General features: G+C 59.3%; 21 protein-coding genes. 14 read left to right on the forward strand and 7 right to left on the reverse strand.

Going from position 1 to position 21,293, the window contains the following annotated elements:
- Positions 1 to 32: 32 nt before the first annotated feature.
- From purU to GSP01_RS05940, 5 genes are all read left to right on the forward strand, one after another.
- A complete protein-coding gene (gene purU, locus GSP01_RS05920) occupies positions 33 to 911 on the forward strand; it encodes a formyltetrahydrofolate deformylase (protein ID WP_141351701.1) in 879 nt (292 codons plus the stop codon).
- 101 nt (positions 912 to 1,012) lie between these two features.
- Complete coding sequence (locus tag GSP01_RS05925) at positions 1,013 to 1,459, forward strand: hypothetical protein (RefSeq protein WP_141351703.1); 447 nt, start codon at positions 1,013 to 1,015, stop codon at positions 1,457 to 1,459.
- Between the two features lie 143 nt (positions 1,460 to 1,602).
- Positions 1,603 to 3,021: an FAD-binding oxidoreductase gene (locus GSP01_RS05930; protein ID WP_141351705.1), complete on the forward strand. Its 1,419-nt coding sequence runs from the start codon at positions 1,603 to 1,605 to the stop codon at positions 3,019 to 3,021.
- Between the two features lie 56 nt (positions 3,022 to 3,077).
- Entirely contained in the window at positions 3,078 to 4,577 is a 1,500-nt protein-coding gene (gene mqo / locus GSP01_RS05935; protein ID WP_141351707.1) for a malate dehydrogenase (quinone), read from the forward strand.
- Between the two features lie 121 nt (positions 4,578 to 4,698).
- A complete protein-coding gene (locus GSP01_RS05940) occupies positions 4,699 to 5,517 on the forward strand; it encodes a DeoR/GlpR family DNA-binding transcription regulator (RefSeq protein ID WP_141351709.1) in 819 nt (272 codons plus the stop codon).
- A gap of 12 nt (positions 5,518 to 5,529) precedes the next feature.
- On the opposite strand, the gene mntR is transcribed toward GSP01_RS05940, so the two are convergent.
- Positions 5,530 to 6,021, reverse strand: a complete 492-nt coding sequence (mntR, locus tag GSP01_RS05945) for a manganese-binding transcriptional regulator MntR (RefSeq protein WP_141351711.1) — start codon at positions 6,019 to 6,021, stop codon at positions 5,530 to 5,532.
- A 169-nt stretch (positions 6,022 to 6,190) separates the two neighbouring features.
- On the opposite strand from mntR, the gene GSP01_RS05950 reads away from it, so the two are divergent.
- Positions 6,191 to 7,525, forward strand: coding sequence for an Nramp family divalent metal transporter (locus tag GSP01_RS05950; RefSeq protein ID WP_141351713.1), 1,335 nt, complete (start codon positions 6,191 to 6,193; stop codon positions 7,523 to 7,525).
- Positions 7,526 to 7,528: 3 nt separating this feature from the next.
- On the opposite strand, the gene GSP01_RS05955 is transcribed toward GSP01_RS05950, so the two are convergent.
- The 3 genes from GSP01_RS05955 to GSP01_RS05965 form a co-directional block, all read right to left on the reverse strand.
- Complete coding sequence (locus tag GSP01_RS05955; RefSeq protein ID WP_141351715.1) at positions 7,529 to 8,485, reverse strand: glutaminase; 957 nt, start codon at positions 8,483 to 8,485, stop codon at positions 7,529 to 7,531.
- Positions 8,486 to 8,638: 153 nt separating this feature from the next.
- Complete coding sequence (gene cysG / locus GSP01_RS05960) at positions 8,639 to 10,060, reverse strand: siroheme synthase CysG (protein ID WP_141351717.1); 1,422 nt, start codon at positions 10,058 to 10,060, stop codon at positions 8,639 to 8,641.
- 140 nt (positions 10,061 to 10,200) lie between these two features.
- Entirely contained in the window at positions 10,201 to 10,419 is a 219-nt protein-coding gene (locus GSP01_RS05965) for a hypothetical protein (RefSeq protein ID WP_176582809.1), read from the reverse strand.
- Positions 10,420 to 10,627: 208 nt separating this feature from the next.
- On the opposite strand from GSP01_RS05965, the gene GSP01_RS15100 reads away from it, so the two are divergent.
- The 3 genes from GSP01_RS15100 (at position 10,628) to GSP01_RS05975 (ending at position 11,804) form a co-directional block, all read left to right on the forward strand.
- Positions 10,628 to 10,753, forward strand: coding sequence for a hypothetical protein (locus tag GSP01_RS15100; protein ID WP_255320869.1), 126 nt, complete (start codon positions 10,628 to 10,630; stop codon positions 10,751 to 10,753).
- A 48-nt stretch (positions 10,754 to 10,801) separates the two neighbouring features.
- A complete protein-coding gene (locus GSP01_RS05970) occupies positions 10,802 to 11,389 on the forward strand; it encodes an HD domain-containing protein (RefSeq protein ID WP_141351721.1) in 588 nt (195 codons plus the stop codon).
- A 196-nt stretch (positions 11,390 to 11,585) separates the two neighbouring features.
- On the forward strand, positions 11,586 to 11,804 hold the full coding sequence (locus GSP01_RS05975; protein WP_141351723.1) for a hypothetical protein: 219 nt from the start codon (positions 11,586 to 11,588) through the stop codon (positions 11,802 to 11,804).
- Between the two features lie 316 nt (positions 11,805 to 12,120).
- Here the strand turns inward: GSP01_RS05975 and alr are convergent, their stop codons facing one another.
- On the reverse strand, positions 12,121 to 13,224 hold the full coding sequence (gene alr, locus GSP01_RS05980) for an alanine racemase (RefSeq protein WP_141351725.1): 1,104 nt from the start codon (positions 13,222 to 13,224) through the stop codon (positions 12,121 to 12,123).
- 297 nt (positions 13,225 to 13,521) lie between these two features.
- Here alr and GSP01_RS05985 point away from each other — a divergent pair, with 297 nt between their 5' ends.
- The 5 genes from GSP01_RS05985 (at position 13,522) to spt (ending at position 19,344) form a co-directional block, all read left to right on the forward strand.
- Positions 13,522 to 14,832: a lipopolysaccharide biosynthesis protein gene (locus GSP01_RS05985; RefSeq protein WP_228123644.1), complete on the forward strand. Its 1,311-nt coding sequence runs from the start codon at positions 13,522 to 13,524 to the stop codon at positions 14,830 to 14,832.
- Positions 14,829 to 15,959: a sensor domain-containing protein gene (locus GSP01_RS05990; protein ID WP_141351729.1), complete on the forward strand. Its 1,131-nt coding sequence runs from the start codon at positions 14,829 to 14,831 to the stop codon at positions 15,957 to 15,959. Before GSP01_RS05985 ends, GSP01_RS05990 begins: the two co-directional genes overlap by 4 nt.
- Positions 15,960 to 15,990: 31 nt before the next feature.
- Positions 15,991 to 17,769 (forward strand): fatty acyl-AMP ligase, encoded by a 1,779-nt coding sequence (locus tag GSP01_RS05995; RefSeq protein WP_141351731.1) that lies wholly within the window; start codon positions 15,991 to 15,993, stop codon positions 17,767 to 17,769.
- 130 nt (positions 17,770 to 17,899) lie between these two features.
- On the forward strand, positions 17,900 to 18,154 hold the full coding sequence (locus GSP01_RS06000; protein WP_141351733.1) for an acyl carrier protein: 255 nt from the start codon (positions 17,900 to 17,902) through the stop codon (positions 18,152 to 18,154).
- Entirely contained in the window at positions 18,151 to 19,344 is a 1,194-nt protein-coding gene (gene spt / locus GSP01_RS06005) for a serine palmitoyltransferase (protein WP_141351734.1), read from the forward strand. The genes GSP01_RS06000 and spt overlap by 4 nt, the downstream gene beginning before the upstream one ends.
- 41 nt (positions 19,345 to 19,385) lie before the next feature.
- Here spt and GSP01_RS06010 read toward each other — a convergent pair whose 3' ends face one another.
- Together GSP01_RS06010 and GSP01_RS06015 are read right to left on the reverse strand one after the other, a co-directional pair.
- Positions 19,386 to 20,324 (reverse strand): hypothetical protein, encoded by a 939-nt coding sequence (locus tag GSP01_RS06010; RefSeq protein ID WP_141351736.1) that lies wholly within the window; start codon positions 20,322 to 20,324, stop codon positions 19,386 to 19,388.
- A complete protein-coding gene (locus GSP01_RS06015) occupies positions 20,317 to 21,264 on the reverse strand; it encodes a diacylglycerol/lipid kinase family protein (RefSeq protein WP_141351738.1) in 948 nt (315 codons plus the stop codon). The genes GSP01_RS06010 and GSP01_RS06015 overlap by 8 nt, the downstream gene beginning before the upstream one ends.
- Positions 21,265 to 21,293: the final 29 nt, after the last annotated feature.

Raw genomic sequence — 21,293 nt, forward strand, 5'->3', positions numbered from 1 at the left:
AGACTTTAAATAAAGACGAGAAAAGACACTCCATGACGGCCCCATCAGTTCCGCAGACCACCTATGTCCTGACGCTTTCCTGCCCCAACCGACCCGGCATCGTGGCGGCAATCAGCGGCAGGCTTGCGGAATTGAACGCCAACATCACCGAAGCCCAGCAGTTTGATGATCGGGACAGCACGATCTTTTTCATGCGGATCGTCTTCGAGATCACTGACGGCCGGACCAGCATGCAGCAGCTTCGCGACGCGCTGGCTGTTCTGGGTAAGACGTTCAGCATGGACTGGGCGCTGCATGACCGGAGTGTAAAGCCAAAGGTCCTGCTGATGGTCTCGCGTTTTGATCACTGCCTGGTCGATCTGCTGTATCGTTGGCGTATTGGGGAACTGCCGATCGAGCCGGTCGGAATCGTATCGAACCATCCGCGCGAGGTTTTCGCGGATCTGGATTTCTACGGCATTCCGTTCCACCACCTCCCCGTCACGAAAGACACGAAACCTAAGCAGGAAGCCCATATTCTGGAGCTCTTTGCCGCGAGCGGAGCCGAACTGGTCATCCTCGCGCGTTACATGCAGGTCCTGTCCAATGACATGGCCGCCAGCCTGTCAGGGCGGTGCATCAATATCCACCATTCCTTCCTCCCCGGCTTCAAGGGCGCGCGGCCCTACCATCAGGCCTTTGCGCGGGGTGTGAAGCTGATTGGTGCGACCGCCCATTACGTCACGCGCGATCTGGATGAAGGCCCGATCATCGAACAGGATGTGGAGCGGATTTCCCATGCCGACACGCCCGATGACCTGATCCGCAAAGGGCGCGATATCGAACGCCGCGTGCTGGCGCGTGCTGTCCGGTATCACATTGAACGCCGGACCATCATCAACGGCAACAGGACAGTCGTCTTCACGCCCTGAGCCCTGCTTTTCGTCGACAGGACATGAATATTTCGCACGACACCCGGAATATTCTCTCCTAGGCTCGACCCGGCATATTCACAGCCGGCAGCAATATTCAGATGACCGTCCGCAAAACCCTTCTTTCACTTGCCCTGTTCACGTCGCTGGTCGCGCAGACTGCCTGTTCCGGTGATCTGGTCCTTGAGAAGCGGCTGACCCCGGCGGATACCCTGCGTGAGACCACAAACCGGACCGTCGTGCCCGGCACGTTCGTCATGACCGTGAAAAGCGTTAATGTCTTTAACAAGATGGTCTTCCTCAATTCAGAAGACACCTATCTGGACCGGGCCAATGTGGCCGTGCAGATTACGTCCGCCGTGGCCTACAACGCCGATATTCGTTTCGGCGGTGATTTCCGCAAGATGGTCCTGAACCGCAAGGTCCTGGTGATCGGATCGGCCATGAAGGTTGGTGCGGATCTGGAACAGGGGATCATCGTAAACAACAAGGACGATTACCGGACCTATATCTTCGTAAGCCGAGCGAGCAATATTTTCTTGAGATAGTCACAGATAATATCTGATCTTACATCGTACATTCATTTTCCGACAGATTATTCCATTTTCTCGCTCCATATTGATCTGAAGATATTTCCCAGGGCTCCGATCCGGCTTATGAAGGGCAGCCTTTCTGCATACCGGAGCCAGTCATGACCACCTCTTCCACTTCTGCTCCGGATCGCCTTCAAGCCGTTCTCAAAGCCCTCCAGCCCGTCATGGGCGAGCGGATCAGCACGGCCCCCTCCGTTCGTGAGGAACACAGCCACGGCGAGGCCATGAACGCCTCCCGCCTGCCCGAGGCAGTAGTATTCGCGGAAAGTACGCAGGATGTCTCAACCGTTCTGCGGCACTGTCATGAATGGCGGGTTCCGGTTGTGGCATTTGGGGCCGGTACCTCCGTCGAAGGGCATGTCATCCCGCCAGAACAGGCCATCAGCCTCGACCTGTCACGCATGACCGCCATCATCGAACTGAATGCCGAGGATCTGGACTGCCGGGTTCAGGCAGGGATCACGCGCCAGACACTGAATGTGGAAATCCGCGATACCGGCCTGTTTTTTCCGGTCGATCCGGGTGGAGAAGCGACGATCGGCGGCATGTGCGCCACCCGCGCTTCAGGCACAGCCGCCGTGCGTTACGGCACAATGAAAGAAAATGTACTAGGCCTGACGGTCGTGCTTGCAACCGGCGAAATCATCCACACAGGTGGCCGCGTCCGTAAATCCTCCACCGGCTATGACCTGACATCTCTGTTCGTCGGCTCGGAAGGTACACTTGGGATTATCACGGAGATCCAGCTCCGGCTGCACGGACGCCCTGAAAGGGTTTTAGCCGCGATCTGCCAGTTCGGGAACCTGCACGACGCCATCCAGACTGCTATGGAAATCATTCAGTGCGGAATCCCCATTACCCGCGTGGAACTGATGGACAGCGTGCAGATGGCAGCTTCCATCCAGTATTCCGGCCTGAACGAATACCAGCCACTGACAACGTTGTTTTTCGAGTTCACGGGCTCGCCCGCAGCCGTGCGCGAGCAGGTCGAAACGACCGAAGCTATTGCATCCGGCAATAACGGGCTTGGTTTCTCTTGGGCCGAAAGCCCCGAGGACCGTACCCGTCTGTGGAAGGCGCGTCATGATGCCTACTGGGCGGCGAAAGCCATCGTTCCGGGCGCACGCGTCATTTCCACCGATTGCATTGTCCCGATTTCCCGTCTGGGTGAACTGATCGAGGGCGTGCATCGCGACATCGAGACTTCTGGCCTGCGCGCACCTCTGCTTGGCCATGTGGGCGACGGCAATTTCCATACGCTCATCATCACGGACGACACACCCGAAGGCCATCAACAGGCGCTTGATTTGGACCGCAAAATCGTCGCCCGTGCTCTGCCCCTGAACGGGTCGTGCAGCGGGGAACATGGTGTCGGCATGGGCAAACTGGAGTTTCTGGAAACCGAGCATGGGCCTGGAAATCTCAGCGTGATGCGCGCACTGAAGAACACGATGGATCCGCACCATATTCTCAACCCCGGCAAGCTCCTGCCACCCGGCCCTGTTTACAGAGGCTGAGCTTTCAGAGATCTTTCAGCCAGCTTTCTTTTCAGTCCCTGCCGGATTTCAGCATCATGACGTCACTCTCCAGCCTCTGTCCCGATATCGTCCTGATCGGCGCCGGGATTATGAGCTCCACGCTTGCCGCCCTGCTGCGCGAGCTGGATCCGTCGCTCTCGATGGTGATGTTCGAAACTCTGGCCGATTGCGGACAGGAAAGTTCCTATGCCTGGAACAATGCCGGAACCGGACATGCGGGCAACTGCGAACTGAACTACACCCCCCAGCGCGCGGATGGCAGCGTCGACATCTCTAAGGCCTTGGCCGTCAACACGGAGTTCGATCTTTCCCGGCAACTCTGGGCCCACTGGGTCCGTGCAGGCCGTATTGCCGATCCGGCGGCGTTCGTTCAGCCGTGCCCGCATATCAGTCTGGTCTGGGGTGCGGAAAATATGGCGTTCCTCAAGGCCCGCTATGAGGCCATGGTCGCCCATCACTGCTTTGCCGACATGGAATATACCGATGATCCAGCGGTCATAGCGCATTGGGCCCCGCTCGCCATGGCCGGACGCGATACGACTCAGCCCGTCGCGGCTACGCGCATCAAAGAAGGCACGGACGTCAATTTCGGATCACTGACACATGCCTTAACCGCATCGCTCAAGACGGATCGTAACGTTTCCATCCACTACAACCATCGCGTGACGGGTCTGACCCGAACCGAAGATGGCCGCTGGCGCGTCACGGCCACCGATACCGAAAACGGTCACGCCACAACAGTCCTGACGCGCTTCGTGTTCATCGGCGCGGGCGGCAATGCCCTGCCGCTTCTTCAAAAATCCGGCATCCCCGAGGCGACACAGTACGCGGGCTTCCCGGTCAGCGGGCTCTGGCTGCGTTGCACCGCTCCAACCATCACGCGCCAGCACCACGCCAAAGTTTATGGCAAAGCCCCGGTCGGCTCTCCGCCCATGTCCGTTCCGCATCTCGATACCCGCGTGATCGACGGAAAATCCTGCCTGCTGTTCGGGCCTTATGCCGGTTTTTCCACGAAGTTTCTCAAGAGCGGGTCGTGGACGGATTATTTTCGCTCCATCACAACGAAAAATATCATCCCGGCCCTGACCGCCGGAAAAGATAATCTCGATCTTCTGGATTATCTCGTAAAGCAGGTCATCCAGACCAAAGAGGCGCGTTTCCGGGCGCTTTTGGACTTTTATCCAAACGCGCGCCCCGAAGACTGGAGCAAGGTCGTAGCCGGGCAACGGGTGCAGATCATCCGGCCTGACAGCGGTCTACATGGGAAACTGCGCTTCGGTACCGAGCTCGTCAAAAACGCTGACCGGTCCCTCGTCGCTGTACTGGGCGCTTCTCCCGGTGCATCGATTGCGGCGTCCGTGGCACTTCAGGTCGTTCAGGGCTGCTTCCCTGAACGACTTGTCGAAGGCGACTGGCTGCCACGCCTGCGTCAGGTTTTCCCTGCCTATGGCGTGGATCTGACGCAGGACGCAGCAGCCTGCGCAACGCTTCGCCGGGACACGGCGCAAGTGCTGGGCATTGCGAGTGAGACCTGATGATCACCTTTTTGGGGTGAGATTATATTCATGAGGCGTTACAGAGCGGTTCCGGCCTGATATGGTAGATGTGATTTTACATTCATCTGTTTGCATTCACGCTCAGGAATCGATTTGAGACATGACTGATGGTCCGGGCTCCGTGATCCCCACCGCCTTGCCGCAGAGTTCAAAACGACGGGATAATTCGGCCCGACAGAAACAGATCCTCGACGTTCTTCTCGAAAACGGCAGCGCTACGATCGAAGGTCTGGCCGAGCGTTTCGATGTCAGCCGCATGACGATCCATCGCGATGCGCATGCGCTGGTCCAGCAGGGTCTGATTGACAAGCTGCATGGCAGCATCGTTCTGCGCAACAAGGTTACAACACAGAAAACCGTCAATTTCCGCCGCTCACGCGCTACGGATCTAAAAGACGCCATCATCCAGCGGGCCATCTCGCTGATTCAGCCCGAACAGGTTCTGGTTCTGGACGATTCCACGACCGTCGCGGCGATGCTGCCCCTGCTCCCCGCTTTGGCCCCCCTGACGATCATCACGAACGCCGTCGGCGTAATCCAGGCACTGTCGCCCTACCCCAACCTGAAGCTGATCTGCCTGGGCGGCGATTATAACCCGCCGCGCAACGCATTTTTCGGCTTGGTCTGTGAGCAGGCGGCGCAGTCACTGCGGGCGAACATGATGTTCCTCTCGACATCTATCATCCACAATGGCACCGCGTTCCAGAACGATCAGGACGTGGTGAAGGTCAAGCGGGTTATGATGGACATCGCGGATCAGTGCGTACTGCTGGTGGACAGTACGAAATTCCGCAAGGGCGGCCTGCACCGTCTGGCGTCCCTGTCGGAATTCGATCGGGTTCTGACGGATTCCCATCTCAAGCCGTCCGTCGCCAAGGCTCTGGCGCAGGACGACGTGAATCTCGAAATCTGCACCTGACTGCCGCCGCTTTCAGGCGTCCGGCAGCGCCTGCATGAACTGTTTCAGATTTCCGCGGAGCGCCTTTTCAAACAGGGTCAGGGTCTCGCTTCCCACATAGTGCTCCACGCCTTCGGCATCAACGCGGGCATTTTCCTCGCTCACACCCAGCGCGAGCAGGAATGCCTCCACGATCCGATGGCGGTGCCGCGCCCTGTCCGCCATCTCCTGCCCGGCGGGCGTAAGAAAAACACCCCGATAGGGTTTTTGTGTCACGTAGCCTTCCGTCGCAAGGCGGGCGAGCATCTTCGCCACCGTCGGCTGTGACACGCCCAGACGTCCTGCGATATCGACCTGCCGGGCCTCCTGCCCCTCAGACAGCAGGTCCGAGATCAGCTCTACATAGTCCTCGACCAACACATTGCGCCGCGCCTCGCGGTTGGCACGGAACCCTTCGGAATGGGTTTCGACGTCAGGCAGCGTCTCCTTGGGAGCGATATCCCTGAGACGTCTTTTCCGTTCCATGCTCCGCCCTGTACCTCCATGCAGAAAACATTATTCACGGCGGAATAAAACATTCCCGACATGTATGCCAGTAGGATCCATCACGTTTTCCCGACATCCCGTTTTTTCATGAGGCTCATCAATATAGCATATTGAATATTCATTCCCGATAGGATTGAATATACTCCTCATGTCAGACACTCCTTCACCCCGCACACCGTCTCAGGAGATACGCCCTAGCCTGCCCGATGCCTTTTCCAGCATCCGGGTTCCGGGAGCGGATGCGTCCTGGTTCAGGCGCTTCCTGGCTTTTGTGGGGCCAGGGTTCATGGTGTCGGTCGGTTATATGGATCCAGGCAACTGGGCCACGGACCTGCAGGGCGGGTCGCGCTACGGCTATACGCTGCTCTGCGTCATCATGCTGTCGAACCTGATGGCCATCCTGCTTCAGGCTCTTTCCGCTCGCCTCGGAATCGCAACGGGACGCGATCTGGCGCAGGCCTGCCGGGATTATTTCTCGCCGGTTGTGAACATCGTGCTGTGGCTGGCCTGCGAACTGGCCATCATTGCCTGCGACCTGGCGGAAGTGATCGGTACGGCGGTAGCGCTTCAGCTTCTGTTCGGATTACCGCTTCTGGGTGGCGCGCTGCTCTCCATTCTGGATGCGCTGATCGTCCTGCTGTTGATGAACCGGGGGTTCCGGTATCTGGAAGCCTTCGTGATCGCGCTTTTAGGCATTATCGCCCTCTGTTTCGGGATTCAGCTCGTCGCGGCAGCCCCGCCCGTCCACAGCATTCTGGCAGGCCTGCTCCCCGATCCGAAGATCGTGACGACACCGGGAATGCTCTATGTCGCCATCGGCATCATCGGTGCCACGGTCATGCCACATAACCTGTATCTGCATTCCTCGATCGTGCAGACCCGAGCCTATGAACGCACCCCAGCCGGGCGGCGGGATGCGATCCGCTGGACGACCTGGGACAGCACGATCGCCCTGACCTTGGCGCTGTTCATCAATGCGGCGATCCTGATTGTGGCGGCAGCGGCGTTCCACAATTCCGGCCATCAGGATGTGGCGGAAATTCAGGATGCCTACAGACTGCTCTCCCCGATCCTCGGGCTTGGCATCGCCTCCACACTATTTGCCCTGGCACTTCTCGCGGCAGGTACGAACTCGACGATCACCGGCACACTCGCCGGACAGATCATTATGGAAGGCTTTTTGCACCTTCGCATCCCGCACTGGGCGCGACGACTGCTGACACGCGGGCTGGCGATCATTCCCGTGGCGATCGTCACGTTGATCTATGGCAACCGGGGCGTGGGCGATCTGTTGATGGCCAGTCAGGTCATCCTGTCGCTGCAATTGCCCTTTGCCGTCATTCCGCTCGTCATGTTCGTCTCAGATCGGCGCAAGATGGGCGAATTCGTGATTTCCATGCCCATCCGCGTCCTGTCATGGGGCGTGGCGGGGCTGATCCTGCTGCTGAACTTCAAGCTGCTTTACGACACTTTGGCGGGCTAAAAGTCAGGTTGGATTGACGACCCACGGGCCGGCGCGAAACACCGACCATCCCGTATGCTGCACAAGCCGCTCCAGAGCGCGCGTCCCCAGCAGGGAATTGCCCTGTGCGTTCAACCCCGGCGACCACACGGCGATGGACGCCACGCCTGGTGCAATGGCGAGGATTCCGCCCCCCACACCGGATTTTCCTGGCAATCCGACACGGATGGCAAAGGCACCGGAGCCGTCATAATGGCCGCACATCATCATCAGCGCGAGGATCGTCTGAGCATTGCGTTCTGACATGACGCGCTCGCCCGTAAGCGGGTTACGGCCGCCTGTCATCAGGCAGGTCCCGACCTGCGCCAGCTGGTGGCAGCTCATGGTCAGCGCGCATTGATGGAAATAGAAATCCAGCGTGTCCTCGACCACATTACGGATATTCCCGAAAGTCCGCATGTAGTTCGCCAGCGCCATGTTACGAAAACCGGTCTCACGCTCCTGCCGGGCGACATCGGTATCGATATCAATCGAAGACGGATCGCTCACCAGCGGACGCAGGAACTCCAGCAGGCGCGTCTGGGCATTCTCGCGACCATAACGCGAGACCAGAATGTCGGCGATGACGATGGCGCCCGCATTGATGAACGGATTGCGGGGAATACCGTGTTCGTTTTCAAGCTGGACGATGGAGTTGAAGGCGCTGCCCGAAGGCTCCTGACGCACCCGCCCCCACAGTTCGTCACCCATGGCATTGAGCGCCATGCTCAGGCTGAACACCTTGGACACACTCTGGACTGAGAACGGGACTTCCGCATCCCCGACCGTATGCGTCTCCCCATCCATGCCCACAACGGCCATGCCGAACCGGTTCAGATCTACCCGTGCGAGCGGGGGAATATAATTGGCGACTGTGCCCCGCTCGGAGGCCGTGCGCATTTCCTCTGCGATCGAGACGATAATGGACGCAACTGTGCTCATTGGGGCCCTGGAATGTGAAACGCGATGTGGATGAGAGATCAGGAGTTTCACAGGCAGGCGAGCCCGTGAGCAACCCGCAGGATCATACGAAGCGATATGCATTCAAAGCATGCCTGAAAGGGCATGTCTTCCAGCCATGCAGCCCGCGACACATCAGGACGAGACGACCCGGTGCCGGACCACCTGCCCGACGATCACCAGCGCGGGCGATTTCACCTGCGCATCGGCCGCCTGCTGCGCGATGGTGGACAGCGTCCCGGTAAAAACCCGTTGCCGCGGCTGCGTACCCCGCTCCACGATCGCCACTGGCCAGTCAACCGGCAGTCCTTTTCCCAGAAGCCCAGCTGCAAGCTGCGGCAGGGTGGAAATACCCATATAAATCACGACCGTCTGGCGTCGGTCGGCCATGTCATCCCAAGGCAGATCAAGAACACCATCCGCCTTTGCATGTCCGGTCACAAACAGACAGGCCTGCGCACAGTCACGATGCGTCAGCGGAATGCCGGAATAAGCTGCGCAGCCATTGGCAGCGGAAATACCCGGTACCAGCCGGAACGCAACCCCAGCCTCGACAAGAGCTTCGACTTCCTCACCGCCACGCCCAAAAATGAACGGGTCTCCACCCTTGAGACGCAAAACGCGCTCGCCAGCCTGCGCACGGCGGACCATCTCGCGGTTGATCTCGCCCTGCGGCAAGGCATGACGATCCCGCTGCTTGCCGACGAAGACGAGTTCGGCGTCCCGGCGCACCATGTCCAGCAGGGCTGGCGAGACCAGATTGTCATAAAGAACGGAATCCGCGTTCTGCATCAGATGTAGCGCCTTGAGGGTCAGGAGATCCGGATCTCCAGGCCCCGCCCCCACCAACCAGACTTCCCCCGACTTGCGCTCCCCGTCCAGCAGTGCCTCCAGTCGCGTATCCGCCCGACTTTCATCTCCAGAACGCGCTGCTTCCGCCCCGGGACCATCCAGAAAATCCTCCCAGATACGTTTGCGGTCCTGAACATTGGGATAGCGGCCCGAAACGAGTGCCCGGCGTGACTGCATATAGGCGGCCAGACGGCCCGTGCCTTCGGGCAGCAGTGTCTCGATCTGTTCACGCAGGCGGCGCGCCAGGACAGGAGCCGCTCCTCCCGTGGAGACAGCCACACGCACCATGCCCCGGCGCACCTGAGCTGGCGTAATGAAACTGGAAGGTCCGGGATCATCGACGGCGCAGACGGGGATATTCAGTTCGTCAGCGAGAGCCGCGACCTGACGGTTGGCGTCCCGGCTGTCGGTCGCGGCATAGACCAGCCGACAGCCCGGAAGCAGACGACGCAACACCGCCTCATCCGCGCGCTCGCCTACATGGCGCACCCTGCCGTTCTCGACCCAACTCTGTACGACCGGGTGCAGTTTTTCGGCCAGGACGTCGATCCGAGCTCCGTGATCGAGCAGCAGCCGTCCCTTGTTGACGGCGATTTCTCCGCCACCCACGAGCAGGACCCGCGCGCCCGAAAGACGGATGGAAATAGGGAACCAGCCGCCCCCCTGAGGAGAATTAGGGCTGGAATGGTGATGCTGGGTGTTCATCGAGGCACGGATTTTCCGGATCGGGGGAGATGCTTGCGTGGCGCATTCAGCGACAGGCCGACCAGAAGGTCAAATCCGACAGTTCCGTACCTTCAAAGTTGCGGGACCTACCTTTACCCGGCACGTCCCGCCGGACGCTGTTACCAGCCGCCCTGCCCGCCGCCCATGCCGCCGCTGTTCATGCCGCCCATGCCCTGACCACCCATACCTTGGCCACCCATACCACCCTGACCGTAACCTCGGCCACCGCCACCATGATGGTGATGCCCGCCACCGCGACGGTCATCATAAGGGCCGTCACAGGCGGTCAAAGACAGGGTCAGGCCGGCTCCCAAAACCAGAGCAAGAATCTTTTTCATGAAATGCTCCATCAGCGATGTTTCGGTTTCGAGGATGCCTGATGAAATGTGGTATTCTCAAGGACAGGAACGTAACGGACAATGACAGAACCCGATTTTACGCAGATATTCCGGCGGACGGATGCGGGGAAATGCTATAACCGGTCATGAACAGAAGTCTTGTTGACTAGCGTTCCCGGACTGCACTTCTGTTCAGGAAGGAGGTTTTATGGCTCAGTTGATGGTAAAAATCTTCAAGTCCATTCAGGAGGGGCCCGGTTTTCTCGTGTTGCTCGGGCTTCTGGTCGCTGCGGTCTTTGTAGGATATGAAGTCCTGCGTGCGCTGCTCGAATAAGGCTTTCGCCACCGCCGCGATGCGCATCGCCACAGACAGGACCCCAACATGACAAAAGGCGATCTTGAAAAGCGTCTCGACTTTCTCCGGGAAGCGTCGCGCCTCAAGGACATCCTGAGGCGGACCTACACCCGTGACGGCCAGACCGAGAGCACGGCGGAGCATACCTGGGCGCTCTGCCTGCTGGTCATGACCTTCGCTGATCAACTTGAAGGCATCGACCTTCTGAAGCTTCTGAAAATCTGCATCCTGCATGACCTCGGGGAAGCCATTCACGGTGATGTGCCCGCAATCTCGCTGCATGCCTCGGCCAACAAGTCCGCGCAGGAACGCGAGGATCTGCTGACGATCATGACGCCGCTGCCTGACGAGCTTCAGGGCGAATTTCTAGCGCTGTGGGACGAATATGAAAACGCAGCCTCTCCTGAAGCCCGGCTGGCCAAGGCCTTCGACAAGATCGAAACAATCAGCCAGCATAATGCCGGCCTCAACCCGGATGATTTCGACCATACGTTCAACCTGACTTATGGCCGCAAATATACCGATGCCACGGAACTGACGCGCCGGATCCGCGCCATTCTTGATGAAGAAACGCGCCGGAACATGATACGCAGCCAAAACATGGTTCCGGGTTAAACAGCCCTTCATACTCGACACCGTCACATAAATCCGCCAGCGCCGTGCCGGGCGATGCCAAGCCGATGAAATCCGCTCTTATGTCGTCGATACCGCAGCGGATTTACTGGCGGCCATTGCGCCCGAAAACCGTTCAGGATACGGCGCAGCCGGCAACACGCCAGTCGTCCTGTTGAACGGCAAGCACATTTCGAGCATGCAGGAAGTCAAACATCTTCTTTTTGAGCCCATTGCACGAGCCGAAACCTTCACCGAGGAAAAAGCCCTGCGCTACGGCTTTCCGGACAACAAGCGCATGGTGAACATCATCACCGTGAAGAATTTCCGAGCTGTGAGAATGCGGGCCTATGAAAGCACATCCACGGATGGCAGGAGGCTCGACCCGGCAGCCCATATCCTGGATCCAGCTCGGTAAACGATCGGACAGCAGCGCCCAGCACCACCAGTCTCATCGCCCCGCAGATCGAGCCCCCGTACCGACAGCCTGTTCTTCAGCGATCTGGCAACCGTGGATATGACGACCTTCGCCAATCTGGACCAAATCCTACGCCGGCAGAACCGAAACTGAGCCCAGAATTTCCAGATCATGGTCTGGACCAGAAACCTGTTCACCCGCCGCATCCGCACCCGCAATGGCTAGAACATCACGCTTTCCGGCTATGAACCCGCCTTTCTGTATCCGATCGGACAGAGAATTTTGTTTCCACTGGCACCAATCGGTCTGATTCGGATCAGACATCCGGCATATAAACACGGTGAAAACGGCTTCCCAGCGCCGTCAGGACCTCGTAGCCGATCGTCCCTGCCGAGCACGCCAGTGCATCCACATCCTGCGCCGGCCCCAGAACCGACAACACGTCCCCTGCTTTCAGACTGACGGGCGCATCAGTCAGATCCACGGAAATGCTGTCCATCGAGACGCGGCCAATGACTGGAAGCCGGGTCTGGCCATACCAGACAGCCCCCTGCCCGGCCTGGGCACGGAAGAACCCGTCCGCATAACCCAGCCCGAGCGTAGCGATCCGGGTAGGCTTCGTCGCCGTCCAGCCCAGTCCGTACCCGACGCGGTCTCCGCCCTGCACCGTCCGGATCTGTACGATCCTCGCATCGAGCGAGACGACCGGTTTTAGGGTGCGACTTCCTTCGAAAGGTGCAATCCCATAAAGGGCAGCACCCGGACGGATCAGTTCAAAATGATAGTCCGGCCCAAGGAAAATCCCTGAAGAGGCCGCCAAGGAGCGCGGCACGCCCGGAAAGCAGGCGGCCATTTCCACAAAACGCTTCCGCTGCATCGCATTGGCGGGATTGTCCGGTGTATCCGCGCAGGCCAGATGGCTCATCACCAGTTGCAGGTTCAGCCCTTCGAAAACCGAACGCTCCTGAAGGTCCTGATCACTCAGGCCAAACCGGGACATCCCGGTATCGAACTGGAGGGCTGCGGGAAAGGTACAGCCCTTTTCGATGCAAAGCCGCTGCCAACTGCGAACCTGTTCGAGATCGTTGAGAACGGGAATCAGGCCATGAGCCTGCATGCTACCTTCACAACCCGGCATGAAACCGTGCAACACGAAAATGCGGACTTCCGGAAGCGTGGCCCGCAAGGCGATCCCCTCGTCGAGATGCGCCACGAAAAATGTTTCCGCCCCGCGTGCCGCCAGAATAGGCGCCACACGATCCGCGCCCAGCCCATAGGCATCGGCCTTGACGACGGCCGCACATTCCGCGCCGGCACGAAAAGCGGCAACAAGACTATAATTTTCTGCGATAGCCCGCAGGCTGACACCCAGCCAGGCTCCAGCCCGTGCCGATGCTGTATCCTGGAAAACTGTTTGCATGAGGCTGCCTAAAAGACTGCGATGTCCTCTTATGGCACTCCAGTCCCATGAAGCAACGTCATGCCCCTGTTTTTCACACGGGACTTTTCACATCGGAAATTCTGCGCAACAAGACGCCATGCACTGCATGCGAATGCAATCTTCGGTCACAAAAAGTGAGTTCAGATTTCCGGGGAAACGCCTATTTCTGGTGCCCAATTGGGTTAATAGCAAGACTGTCACGAAAGTTTCCACAAATTGATGTCAGACGACTCATCGTCTTCTCAGGCTGCAAGACCCGGCGGTATCCGACGCGTCATGAGCAACCTGGGCGTCCTTCTGGGAGGACGCGCAGTCAATGCTCCGCTGAGCCTCATCCATATCTGGATGGCGACCCATCTTCTGGGAAGCTACGGCTTCGGACTCGTCGCGATGATGTATGCGTTCGCACGAACGATGGGCGACATAGTCGATTTCCAGTCTTGGCAGACCGTTCTGCATTACGGACTGCGCCCCCTAACGCAGGGTGACCGTCGCAGTTTCCAGAAAATCGTCTCCTTCAGTCTGCTGCTGGACAGTGTCGGCGGTCTACTGGGTTTTGGCGGAGGCGTCCTCATCAGCCTTCTGGCCATGAATTTTCTAGGCTGGCCGCCTGAGATCCATACCATCGGCGTGGTCTACTGCGTCTCCATCCTTTTCATGGCATCCGCCACCGCAACGGGCCTGCTGCGAGTTTTCGACCGATACGACCTGCTGGCCGTACAGGGCACCGTGGCCACCATCGTCCGGGTGATCGGTACGGCCTCCATGGCTCTGGGCTGGGCGTCCGTGACGGCGCTTGCCAGTGTCTGGATCGCAGCGGAAGTGGCAGCCTGGGGCACGATTTTTTTTATGGCGGCCCGCGAGATGTATCGCCGGGATCTGGTTCGCGGCCTCTTTCATGAAATGCGCGGTATTTTACCCGAGATCCTGAGCGGACAGTTTTTCCGTACCTATCCGGGTATCTGGCGTTTCGCGCTGAATACGAACCTCAATTCCACGCTCGCCCTCGCCTTTGGCCATATCGGCACCCTCGTGGTCGGCGCCTTCGTCGGTCCGACGAGTGCCGGCTATTACCGGATCGCAAGCCAGATCGCTGCCGGGATCGCCAAACCTGCGACCCTGATCCAAACGACCGTCTATCCCGAAATGGCCCGGCTGTGGCGCGACAGGGCCATGAACCGGCTGTATCGCCTGACGGGCCAAATTGCCCTGATGGCTGGCGGAATCGGAACGGCCCTGCTCCTGCTGACGCTGTTTGCCGGACGGCCGCTTCTTCAACTTTATATCGGTCACAAGGGTGCGACAGCAGCTCTTCCCGTCACGCTGTGGCTGCTGGCCGCGGAAGTGGTCACCGTCTGGGGCCTGCCGCTTGAGCCGCTGCTGTTCACAACGAACCGCTCTGACGCCGCGATCGGAGCCCGTATTCTGGAATGTACCTTCTTTCTGCCGGCCCTGGTGATGATGGTTCGTCATTACGGACTGAGCGGCGTGGGGCCAGCGACATTATGTGGCGTCACCCTTCTGATCACGATCCAGCTTTTCTTCGTGATCCGCACAGCCCGTAGCCCACGGGGACTTGCGGCATGAAGGTGGCATTCCCTCTCATCGGCCAGCGACACCAGACCCTCCACGCCCTGCCAATCGCGCTGGAAGTTTCCGCGCGCCATCCGGACGTTGCGGTCCATGTCTCGTGCCTGACCGTGAGCCATCTCGAGCTGGCACGCTCGCTGGCGACACTCTATCCGGAGGCCCGGGTGCAGTTCGACCTGCTCCCGATCTCCCCCAAGCTCCGTCGTCGGATCGAACTGCACGGGCTTCGGGTGATGGATCGCCTGATCGGGCTTTTCGCCTCCCGGCATTATTTCCGGACCTTCGATGCGATCATCGTGCCGGAAGCGACATCCCTGCAGCTCCGCCGCATGGGCGTACGGCGACCGAAAATGATCTGGACGGGCCATGGCGCCGGTGACCGGGCGATCGGTTTTGCCCGGCATCTCGGAAAATTCGATTTTCTGCTGGTTCCCGGACGCAAGGTGGAACAGCGCATGCTCGAAAAGGGCATCATCCGCCCCGGCACCTATCATCGCGGCACCTATGCCAAGTTTGATCTCGTGCGGCGCATGGATGCGAAACGACCGAAACTCTTCAACAACAACCGGTCGACGATCCTGTATAATCCGCATTTCCTGCGCCGCCTGTCTTCATGGCCGGAAATGGGGCATCAGGTCCTGCAGTTCTTTGCCACGCAGGATCGCTATAACCTTGTTTTCGCACCTCATTTCCGTCTCTTCGACAATCACCGCGAAGAGGGGGAAGCCCTGAGACGCCAGTATGGGCATCTGCCGCACATGCTGATCGACCCGGGCAGCCACCGGAGCATCGACATGACCTATACGATGGGGGCAGACCTCTATCTGGGTGATGTCAGCAGCCAGGTGGCCGAGTTCATGATCCGCCCGCGCCCTTGTCTCTTTCTCAACGCCCACCATGTCAAATGGCATGGAAATCCGGATTACCAGTTCTGGACGCTAGGACCAGTGACTGAAAATATGTCGGATCTGGGCGACAAGATCGAGAATGCTTTCGAAACGCATCCTCGTTTTCTTGAGGCGCAGCGCCAATATGTATTAGAGACATTCGAAACACTGGGCGATGAGCCCACTGCTCCCGCTGCTGCGGATGCAATTGTCGATTTTCTGAAAAGGGCTGCCTGATGTCAGGTAACCAAACGGAGCTAGTCCAGGTTTGACCGAGGCCAACCAGAACCCAACCGCCAATCCCGTTCCGACGCCAAGCCGCTCTGGCCTGGAAAGACGCTACGGAGATTTCCCCAGCTTTGCGGCCGCCCTTGATTACGCGGCCCAGGGTGAGAGCGGATTCAACATCTATTCCGGCCGGGGGCAGCTTCTCGAGGCATTGCCATACCGTCTGCTACGCGAGCAGGCCCGTTCCATGGCCTGCCGCCTGCTGGGTCTTGGTCTGGTCCCGGGCGATCGCGTTGCGATCGTGGCAGAAAGCGATGGCGACTTCGCCCGGATTTTCTTTGGCTGCCAGTATGCAGGTCTGGTCCCGGCACCACTCCCCCTTCCCGTCGCATTCGGCGGAAAGGAAGGGTATGTGGGAACCCTGCGCGGCATGATCCAGGTCGCCGCCGCCCGTGCCGTTGTCGTGCCGGACGTGATCGGAAGCTGGACGACGGACATTGTTGAGGGTCTTGATCTGGTCTTCGGCGGTTCGCCGGCCGATCTGTACCGTCACGCCGAAGCCCATGTCGAACTACCGGAAATCTCCCCGACAGCCCTGTCCTATCTTCAGTTCTCCTCGGGCAGCACACGCTTTCCGATGGGCGTTTCGGTCACGCAGGCAGCTGGCATGGCCAATGCGCGTGCTATCGCCCGGGATGGTCTTCACGTCCATCCGGCAGAAGATCCGCGCGATGACCGCTGCGTCTCCTGGCTGCCGCTCTATCACGACATGGGACTGGTCGGTTTCTTCCTGACCCCTCTGACATGTCAGCTTTCCGTTGACCTGCTGCCCACCCGCGAATTCGCGCGTCGTCCCCATGTCTGGCTCGACCTGATTTCCCGCAATCGCGGCACGATCGCTTACAGCCCGTCCTTCGGTTACGAACTCTGCTCACGCAGGAACGGTCAGGCCGATCTGGACCTGTCATGCTGGCGCGTTGCAGGCATTGGCGGCGACATGATCCGCCATCACATCCTAGAAGGTTTTGCAGAGCGTTTCGCGTCCAACGGTTTCCGGGCCAGCGCCTTTGTTGCAAGCTATGGCATGGCGGAAGCGACCCTCGCCATCAGCTTTGCCCCGCTCGACACTGGCATCCAGACCGACACGATCGATCTGCGTCGCCTTGAGCAGGATGGGATTGCCGAGCCTTCCAACGATCCGTCCCACCCGCTACGGACCTTCGTTCTGTGCGGCGAAGCCCTTCCAGACCATCAGATCGAGGTCCGCGATGCAGCAGGTCATGATCTGGCGGACCGGCAGGTCGGCACAGTTTATGTGCGCGGCCCGAGTCTGATGTGCGGCTATTTCCGCCGCCCTGACGAGACCGGAGATGTCCTTGATGCTGATGGCTGGCTGAACACGGGCGATCTTGGTTATCATCTCAACGGCCAGATCGTCGTCACCGGACGCGCCAAGGATCTCATCATCATCAATGGCCGCAATATCTGGCCGCAGGATCTGGAATGGTCTGCCGAAAGTGAGATCCCTACCCTGCGTTCGCGTGACGTGGCAGTGTTCTCCGTGGATGGCGAAGAAGGCGAGAAAATCGTAGCACTCGTCCAGTGCCGCGCGACCGAGGATGAGAGCCGCAACCAGCTCCGCGATGAGGTCACAAGCCTGTTCCGCCGCCAGCATGGCGTGGATGTCGACGTCATTCTTGTGCCGCCCCGCACACTTCCACAGACCTCTTCAGGTAAACTGACCCGTGCGAAGGCCAAGACCATGCTGCTCTCCGGTCAGTTCGAGCAGCAACCCGAAACAACGTCTTCGGTCGCCTGATACTCCACCGGCCCTGCCTGCCTGAACGCCTGAAAAGGCGAAGGGGTGGCGAACGGGGTCGGTTTGGAGCATAAGGCTTGCTCAAGATTGCACAGACCCAAGCGTACACAGACATCGAGAGTTGAAGTCCATGACTGACAGCGTCGCCGGTATTTCCGGAATGATCATTGAGAAACTGCTTGCCAACCCGAAAGTTCCCCGGGACATCGATGGTAACAGCAAGATTGTCGAAGACCTGGCCTTTGACAGTCTGGCCGTCATGAACTTCGTCATGGAAATCGAAGACGAACTCGACGTCTCCGTCCCGCTCGACAAACTGGCCGATATTCGCACCATCAACGACCTTGCCGCCTGCCTGCACACGCTGAAGGCAGCCCACGCGTGACGGATATTTTCGCCAAGCACCAGGGGCTGCGCGAGGCCTATGAAGGCCTTACAACTGCCTCCCCGCGTAATCCGTTCGAGGTCGTGATCGAGCGTCCGATCTCCGCAAGCGTCGGGATCATCGAAGGGCGTGAGACGCTGCTCTTCGGGACCAACAACTATCTTGGTCTCAGCCAGTCGAAGAAGGCCATCGAAGCAGCCGTAGAAACGGCCGAGACGATGGGCGTCGGCACGACGGGCTCCCGCATTGCAAACGGCACCTTCGGTCTACACCGAAAGCTGGAGGCAAAACTCGCAGAGTTCTTCCGCCGCAAGCACTGCATGGTGTTCTCGACCGGATATCAGGCCAATCTGGGCACGATTTCGGCTCTGGTGAACAAGGACGACATCCTGCTGCTCGATGCGGACAGCCATGCCAGCATCTATGACGGCGCCAAACTGTCCGGAGCGCAGGTCATCCGCTTCCGGCACAATGATCCGGTCGATCTGGAAAAGCGTCTGGCCCGCCTGAAGGACCATACGGGCGCCAAGCTCATCATCGCCGAGGGCATCTACTCCATGACGGGCAATGTCGCCCCGCTGGACAAGTTCGTCGACATCAAGACGCGCCATGGTGCGTATCTGATGGCTGATGAAGCCCATTCTTTCGGTGTTCTGGGTGCGCATGGTCGCGGTGTTGCGGAAATGCAGGGCTGCGAGGACGGGATCGACTTCGTGGTCGGGACCTTCTCCAAGTCTCTCGGAACCGTGGGCGGATACTGCGTCACGGACCATGACGGCGTGGACCTGATGCGCCTGTGCTCGCGTCCCTACATGTTCACGGCATCCCTGCCCCCCGAAATCATCGCAGCCACCATGGCCGCGCTTGAAGACATGCAGGCCCGCCCGGAACTACGGACAAAGCTTCAGGAAAACGCAGCCCGTCTGCATGCTGGCCTCCAGAAGGTCGGCCTGAAAACGGGCGAGCATGTCTCCCCGGTCGTCGCCGTGACGCTGGAAACCGTGGATCAGGCCGTAGGATTCTGGAACGCGCTGCTGGAAAACGGGGTCTATGTTAACCTCTCGCTTCCGCCGGCCACGCCTGACAACCGGCCGCTGCTGCGCTGCTCGGTCATGGCGGCCCATTCTCCCGAGGAAATTGACCGCGCCGTCGCCGTCTTCGGCGAAGTTGCCAAGCATTTCGGGCTGTAATCCATAAAAAGGGGTGATCTATCGGATCCCCCCTTTTTTATTCAGACTTTCGGACGCTTCAGAAGCTTCCGGGCCCGCCACAAAAGCAATGGCAGCATCACAAGCGGATGCCGGCTCTCAAATGGCGACAACTTCATGTCAAAGCCCGTATGGCGCTGGATCTTCCAGGCCAGATAGGGTGCGCCGTTTTCAAATGTGAAAGCGGCTTTCAGCAGTCTGGCCACATTGCGTGGTCGTCCGGATGCCTGAATCAGTGCCCAGCGACGTGCCGCTTTCCGGCGCAACTCCTCGTGGATAACGGGTTCAAGCCTGTCGCCATGAGCCGAGAACTGAAGGTGCGCTCGCGCCCACCCCAACGTTAGCAGGGTAGCGTAACGCGCCTCCTGCCCTTCCAGAATGCTGTTGCCCCTACCCTTCTTCTCAACCCGGAGTTCGGACGCATAGGTATGGGCAAAAAGGGCCTGCCAGAACTCCTGCGTCGTCATGGACACATCACCCAGCAAAGCCGCCCAGCACGCCGCCGTCGCCACACAACCTGCGATCAGCGACAGAATGGCATCCGCGCTTTGTGGATCCCGCACCCAGACCAACCGTACCGGCTGACAGAACCGTGCCCAGATCGTCGTATCGAGCGCGCCGAGCCCCGTTCGGACTTCGAACTGCGCCCGTGACAACACCGCAATCTTTGCTCTCAGAGCCCGGCCGTCATATCGGAATTCGGAATAACGGACATTGGGCGGCAGGACGAGATTTCCGGTCCGGGCCACCAATCCACCCGCAAAACCCGTAGTATTTTCGGTTATGATGTAGAAGTCGAGAATACCGTCTGGATCTGCTTTGCGCAGAAGCGAGCCATAAAACAGTACACCCAGCGGAAGGACGGGGCAGGCACGGGCCAGCGCATCGGCAAAGGCAACCACACCCGGATCGACCGGTGTCGTCAATTCACTGATCAGACGCTGTTCAAGGACGTCAGGCATGCAGGAACCGGAAGCGGGACGCACGTTCCAGACGCAACACGCCGTCCGGCGCCGCGCTGAAAACCTCACCATCGAGCACGAAATCACTTTCCGTAACCAGCGTCATGTCGTCCGTCCGTCCGCTGACGTAATCCTGGTGACGACGCAGCCAGCGCGGTGCGCGTCCACACAGAAGGGCCGCTGTTGCCCGGAGCAGACTGTCCGGCCAGGCACTTACGTCCAGATAACGCAGTCCTTCAACATTTGGCTCGGCATCCCAAAATGGCCAGATCCCACGCGACAGGTGCGACAGCCCTGTTGTCAGGAACATGAAGCTCTGCCCGTCATAGACATGACCGCCGGTCTCAATCCGAAGCGGATCGCCCCGTAGCCATTCCTCGCGGCTTTTGCGGAACATGAGGCTAACGAATGTCGAGAGCAGGGTGATTCCGACCGCAAGATCATGGGGGGCAAAACGCAGAACGGTCGGCGAGTGGGCAATGCGGACGGCACGCGCATACCCCGCGCAGCCACCGAACAGGCCAAGCACTGGCATCCGGTCGGTTCCGGGCCAGGACAGGCGGATGGGCGTCCGCACGCTGGAACGCAGATCACCCTGCCGCAGACGCTGGATCGCCTCCATCCCGCGCAGACCGAAACCAACATCCCCCGCAATCAGATTCGTATTGCCAGACGCCAGGACCACGATATCCGGAAGCCTGTCCGCAGGATAAGCGCGTGCGATGGCGGTCAGGGCCGTGCTGACCGTCCCATCACCACCATCGATAAGAATAGTGTCGATCCCACGCTCATAAAGCTGACGAACATGTTCGGTTGTTCCCTCCCGAGTATCAGAAGGCACGAAATCCTTCCCCAGAAGGGCCTGGGCCTCGACAGCAAAACTGGAACCGTTCCGGCGGTTTTTCCGGCTACGGGCATTATGGATCAAGGCAATGCGCACTAGGTGATGCAATCTTCGTATGGCGTTCG

This window comes from Gluconobacter sphaericus NBRC 12467, assembly GCF_006539125.1.
GTDB lineage: Bacteria > Pseudomonadota > Alphaproteobacteria > Acetobacterales > Acetobacteraceae > Gluconobacter > Gluconobacter sphaericus.

Bases quoted from the DNA above. Each gene is read 5' to 3' on its own strand.
- purU (WP_141351701.1), top strand. From the start codon at position 33: ATGACGGCCCCATCAGTTCCGCAGACCACCTATGTCCTGACGCTTTCC.
- GSP01_RS05925 (WP_141351703.1), top strand. From the start codon at position 1,013: ATGACCGTCCGCAAAACCCTTCTTTCACTTGCCCTGTTCACGTCGCTG.
- GSP01_RS05930 (WP_141351705.1), top strand. From the start codon at position 1,603: ATGACCACCTCTTCCACTTCTGCTCCGGATCGCCTTCAAGCCGTTCTC.
- mqo (WP_141351707.1), top strand. From the start codon at position 3,078: ATGACGTCACTCTCCAGCCTCTGTCCCGATATCGTCCTGATCGGCGCC.
- GSP01_RS05940 (WP_141351709.1), top strand. From the start codon at position 4,699: ATGACTGATGGTCCGGGCTCCGTGATCCCCACCGCCTTGCCGCAGAGT.
- mntR (WP_141351711.1), bottom strand. From the start codon at position 6,021: ATGGAACGGAAAAGACGTCTCAGGGATATCGCTCCCAAGGAGACGCTG.
- GSP01_RS05950 (WP_141351713.1), top strand. From the start codon at position 6,191: ATGTCAGACACTCCTTCACCCCGCACACCGTCTCAGGAGATACGCCCT.
- GSP01_RS05955 (WP_141351715.1), bottom strand. From the start codon at position 8,485: ATGAGCACAGTTGCGTCCATTATCGTCTCGATCGCAGAGGAAATGCGC.
- cysG (WP_141351717.1), bottom strand. From the start codon at position 10,060: ATGAACACCCAGCATCACCATTCCAGCCCTAATTCTCCTCAGGGGGGC.
- GSP01_RS05965 (WP_176582809.1), bottom strand. From the start codon at position 10,419: ATGAAAAAGATTCTTGCTCTGGTTTTGGGAGCCGGCCTGACCCTGTCT.
- GSP01_RS15100 (WP_255320869.1), top strand. From the start codon at position 10,628: ATGGCTCAGTTGATGGTAAAAATCTTCAAGTCCATTCAGGAGGGGCCC.
- GSP01_RS05970 (WP_141351721.1), top strand. From the start codon at position 10,802: ATGACAAAAGGCGATCTTGAAAAGCGTCTCGACTTTCTCCGGGAAGCG.
- GSP01_RS05975 (WP_141351723.1), top strand. From the start codon at position 11,586: ATGCAGGAAGTCAAACATCTTCTTTTTGAGCCCATTGCACGAGCCGAA.
- alr (WP_141351725.1), bottom strand. From the start codon at position 13,224: ATGCAAACAGTTTTCCAGGATACAGCATCGGCACGGGCTGGAGCCTGG.
- GSP01_RS05985 (WP_228123644.1), top strand. From the start codon at position 13,522: ATGAGCAACCTGGGCGTCCTTCTGGGAGGACGCGCAGTCAATGCTCCG.
- GSP01_RS05990 (WP_141351729.1), top strand. From the start codon at position 14,829: ATGAAGGTGGCATTCCCTCTCATCGGCCAGCGACACCAGACCCTCCAC.
- GSP01_RS06000 (WP_141351733.1), top strand. From the start codon at position 17,900: ATGACTGACAGCGTCGCCGGTATTTCCGGAATGATCATTGAGAAACTG.
- GSP01_RS06010 (WP_141351736.1), bottom strand. From the start codon at position 20,324: ATGCCTGACGTCCTTGAACAGCGTCTGATCAGTGAATTGACGACACCG.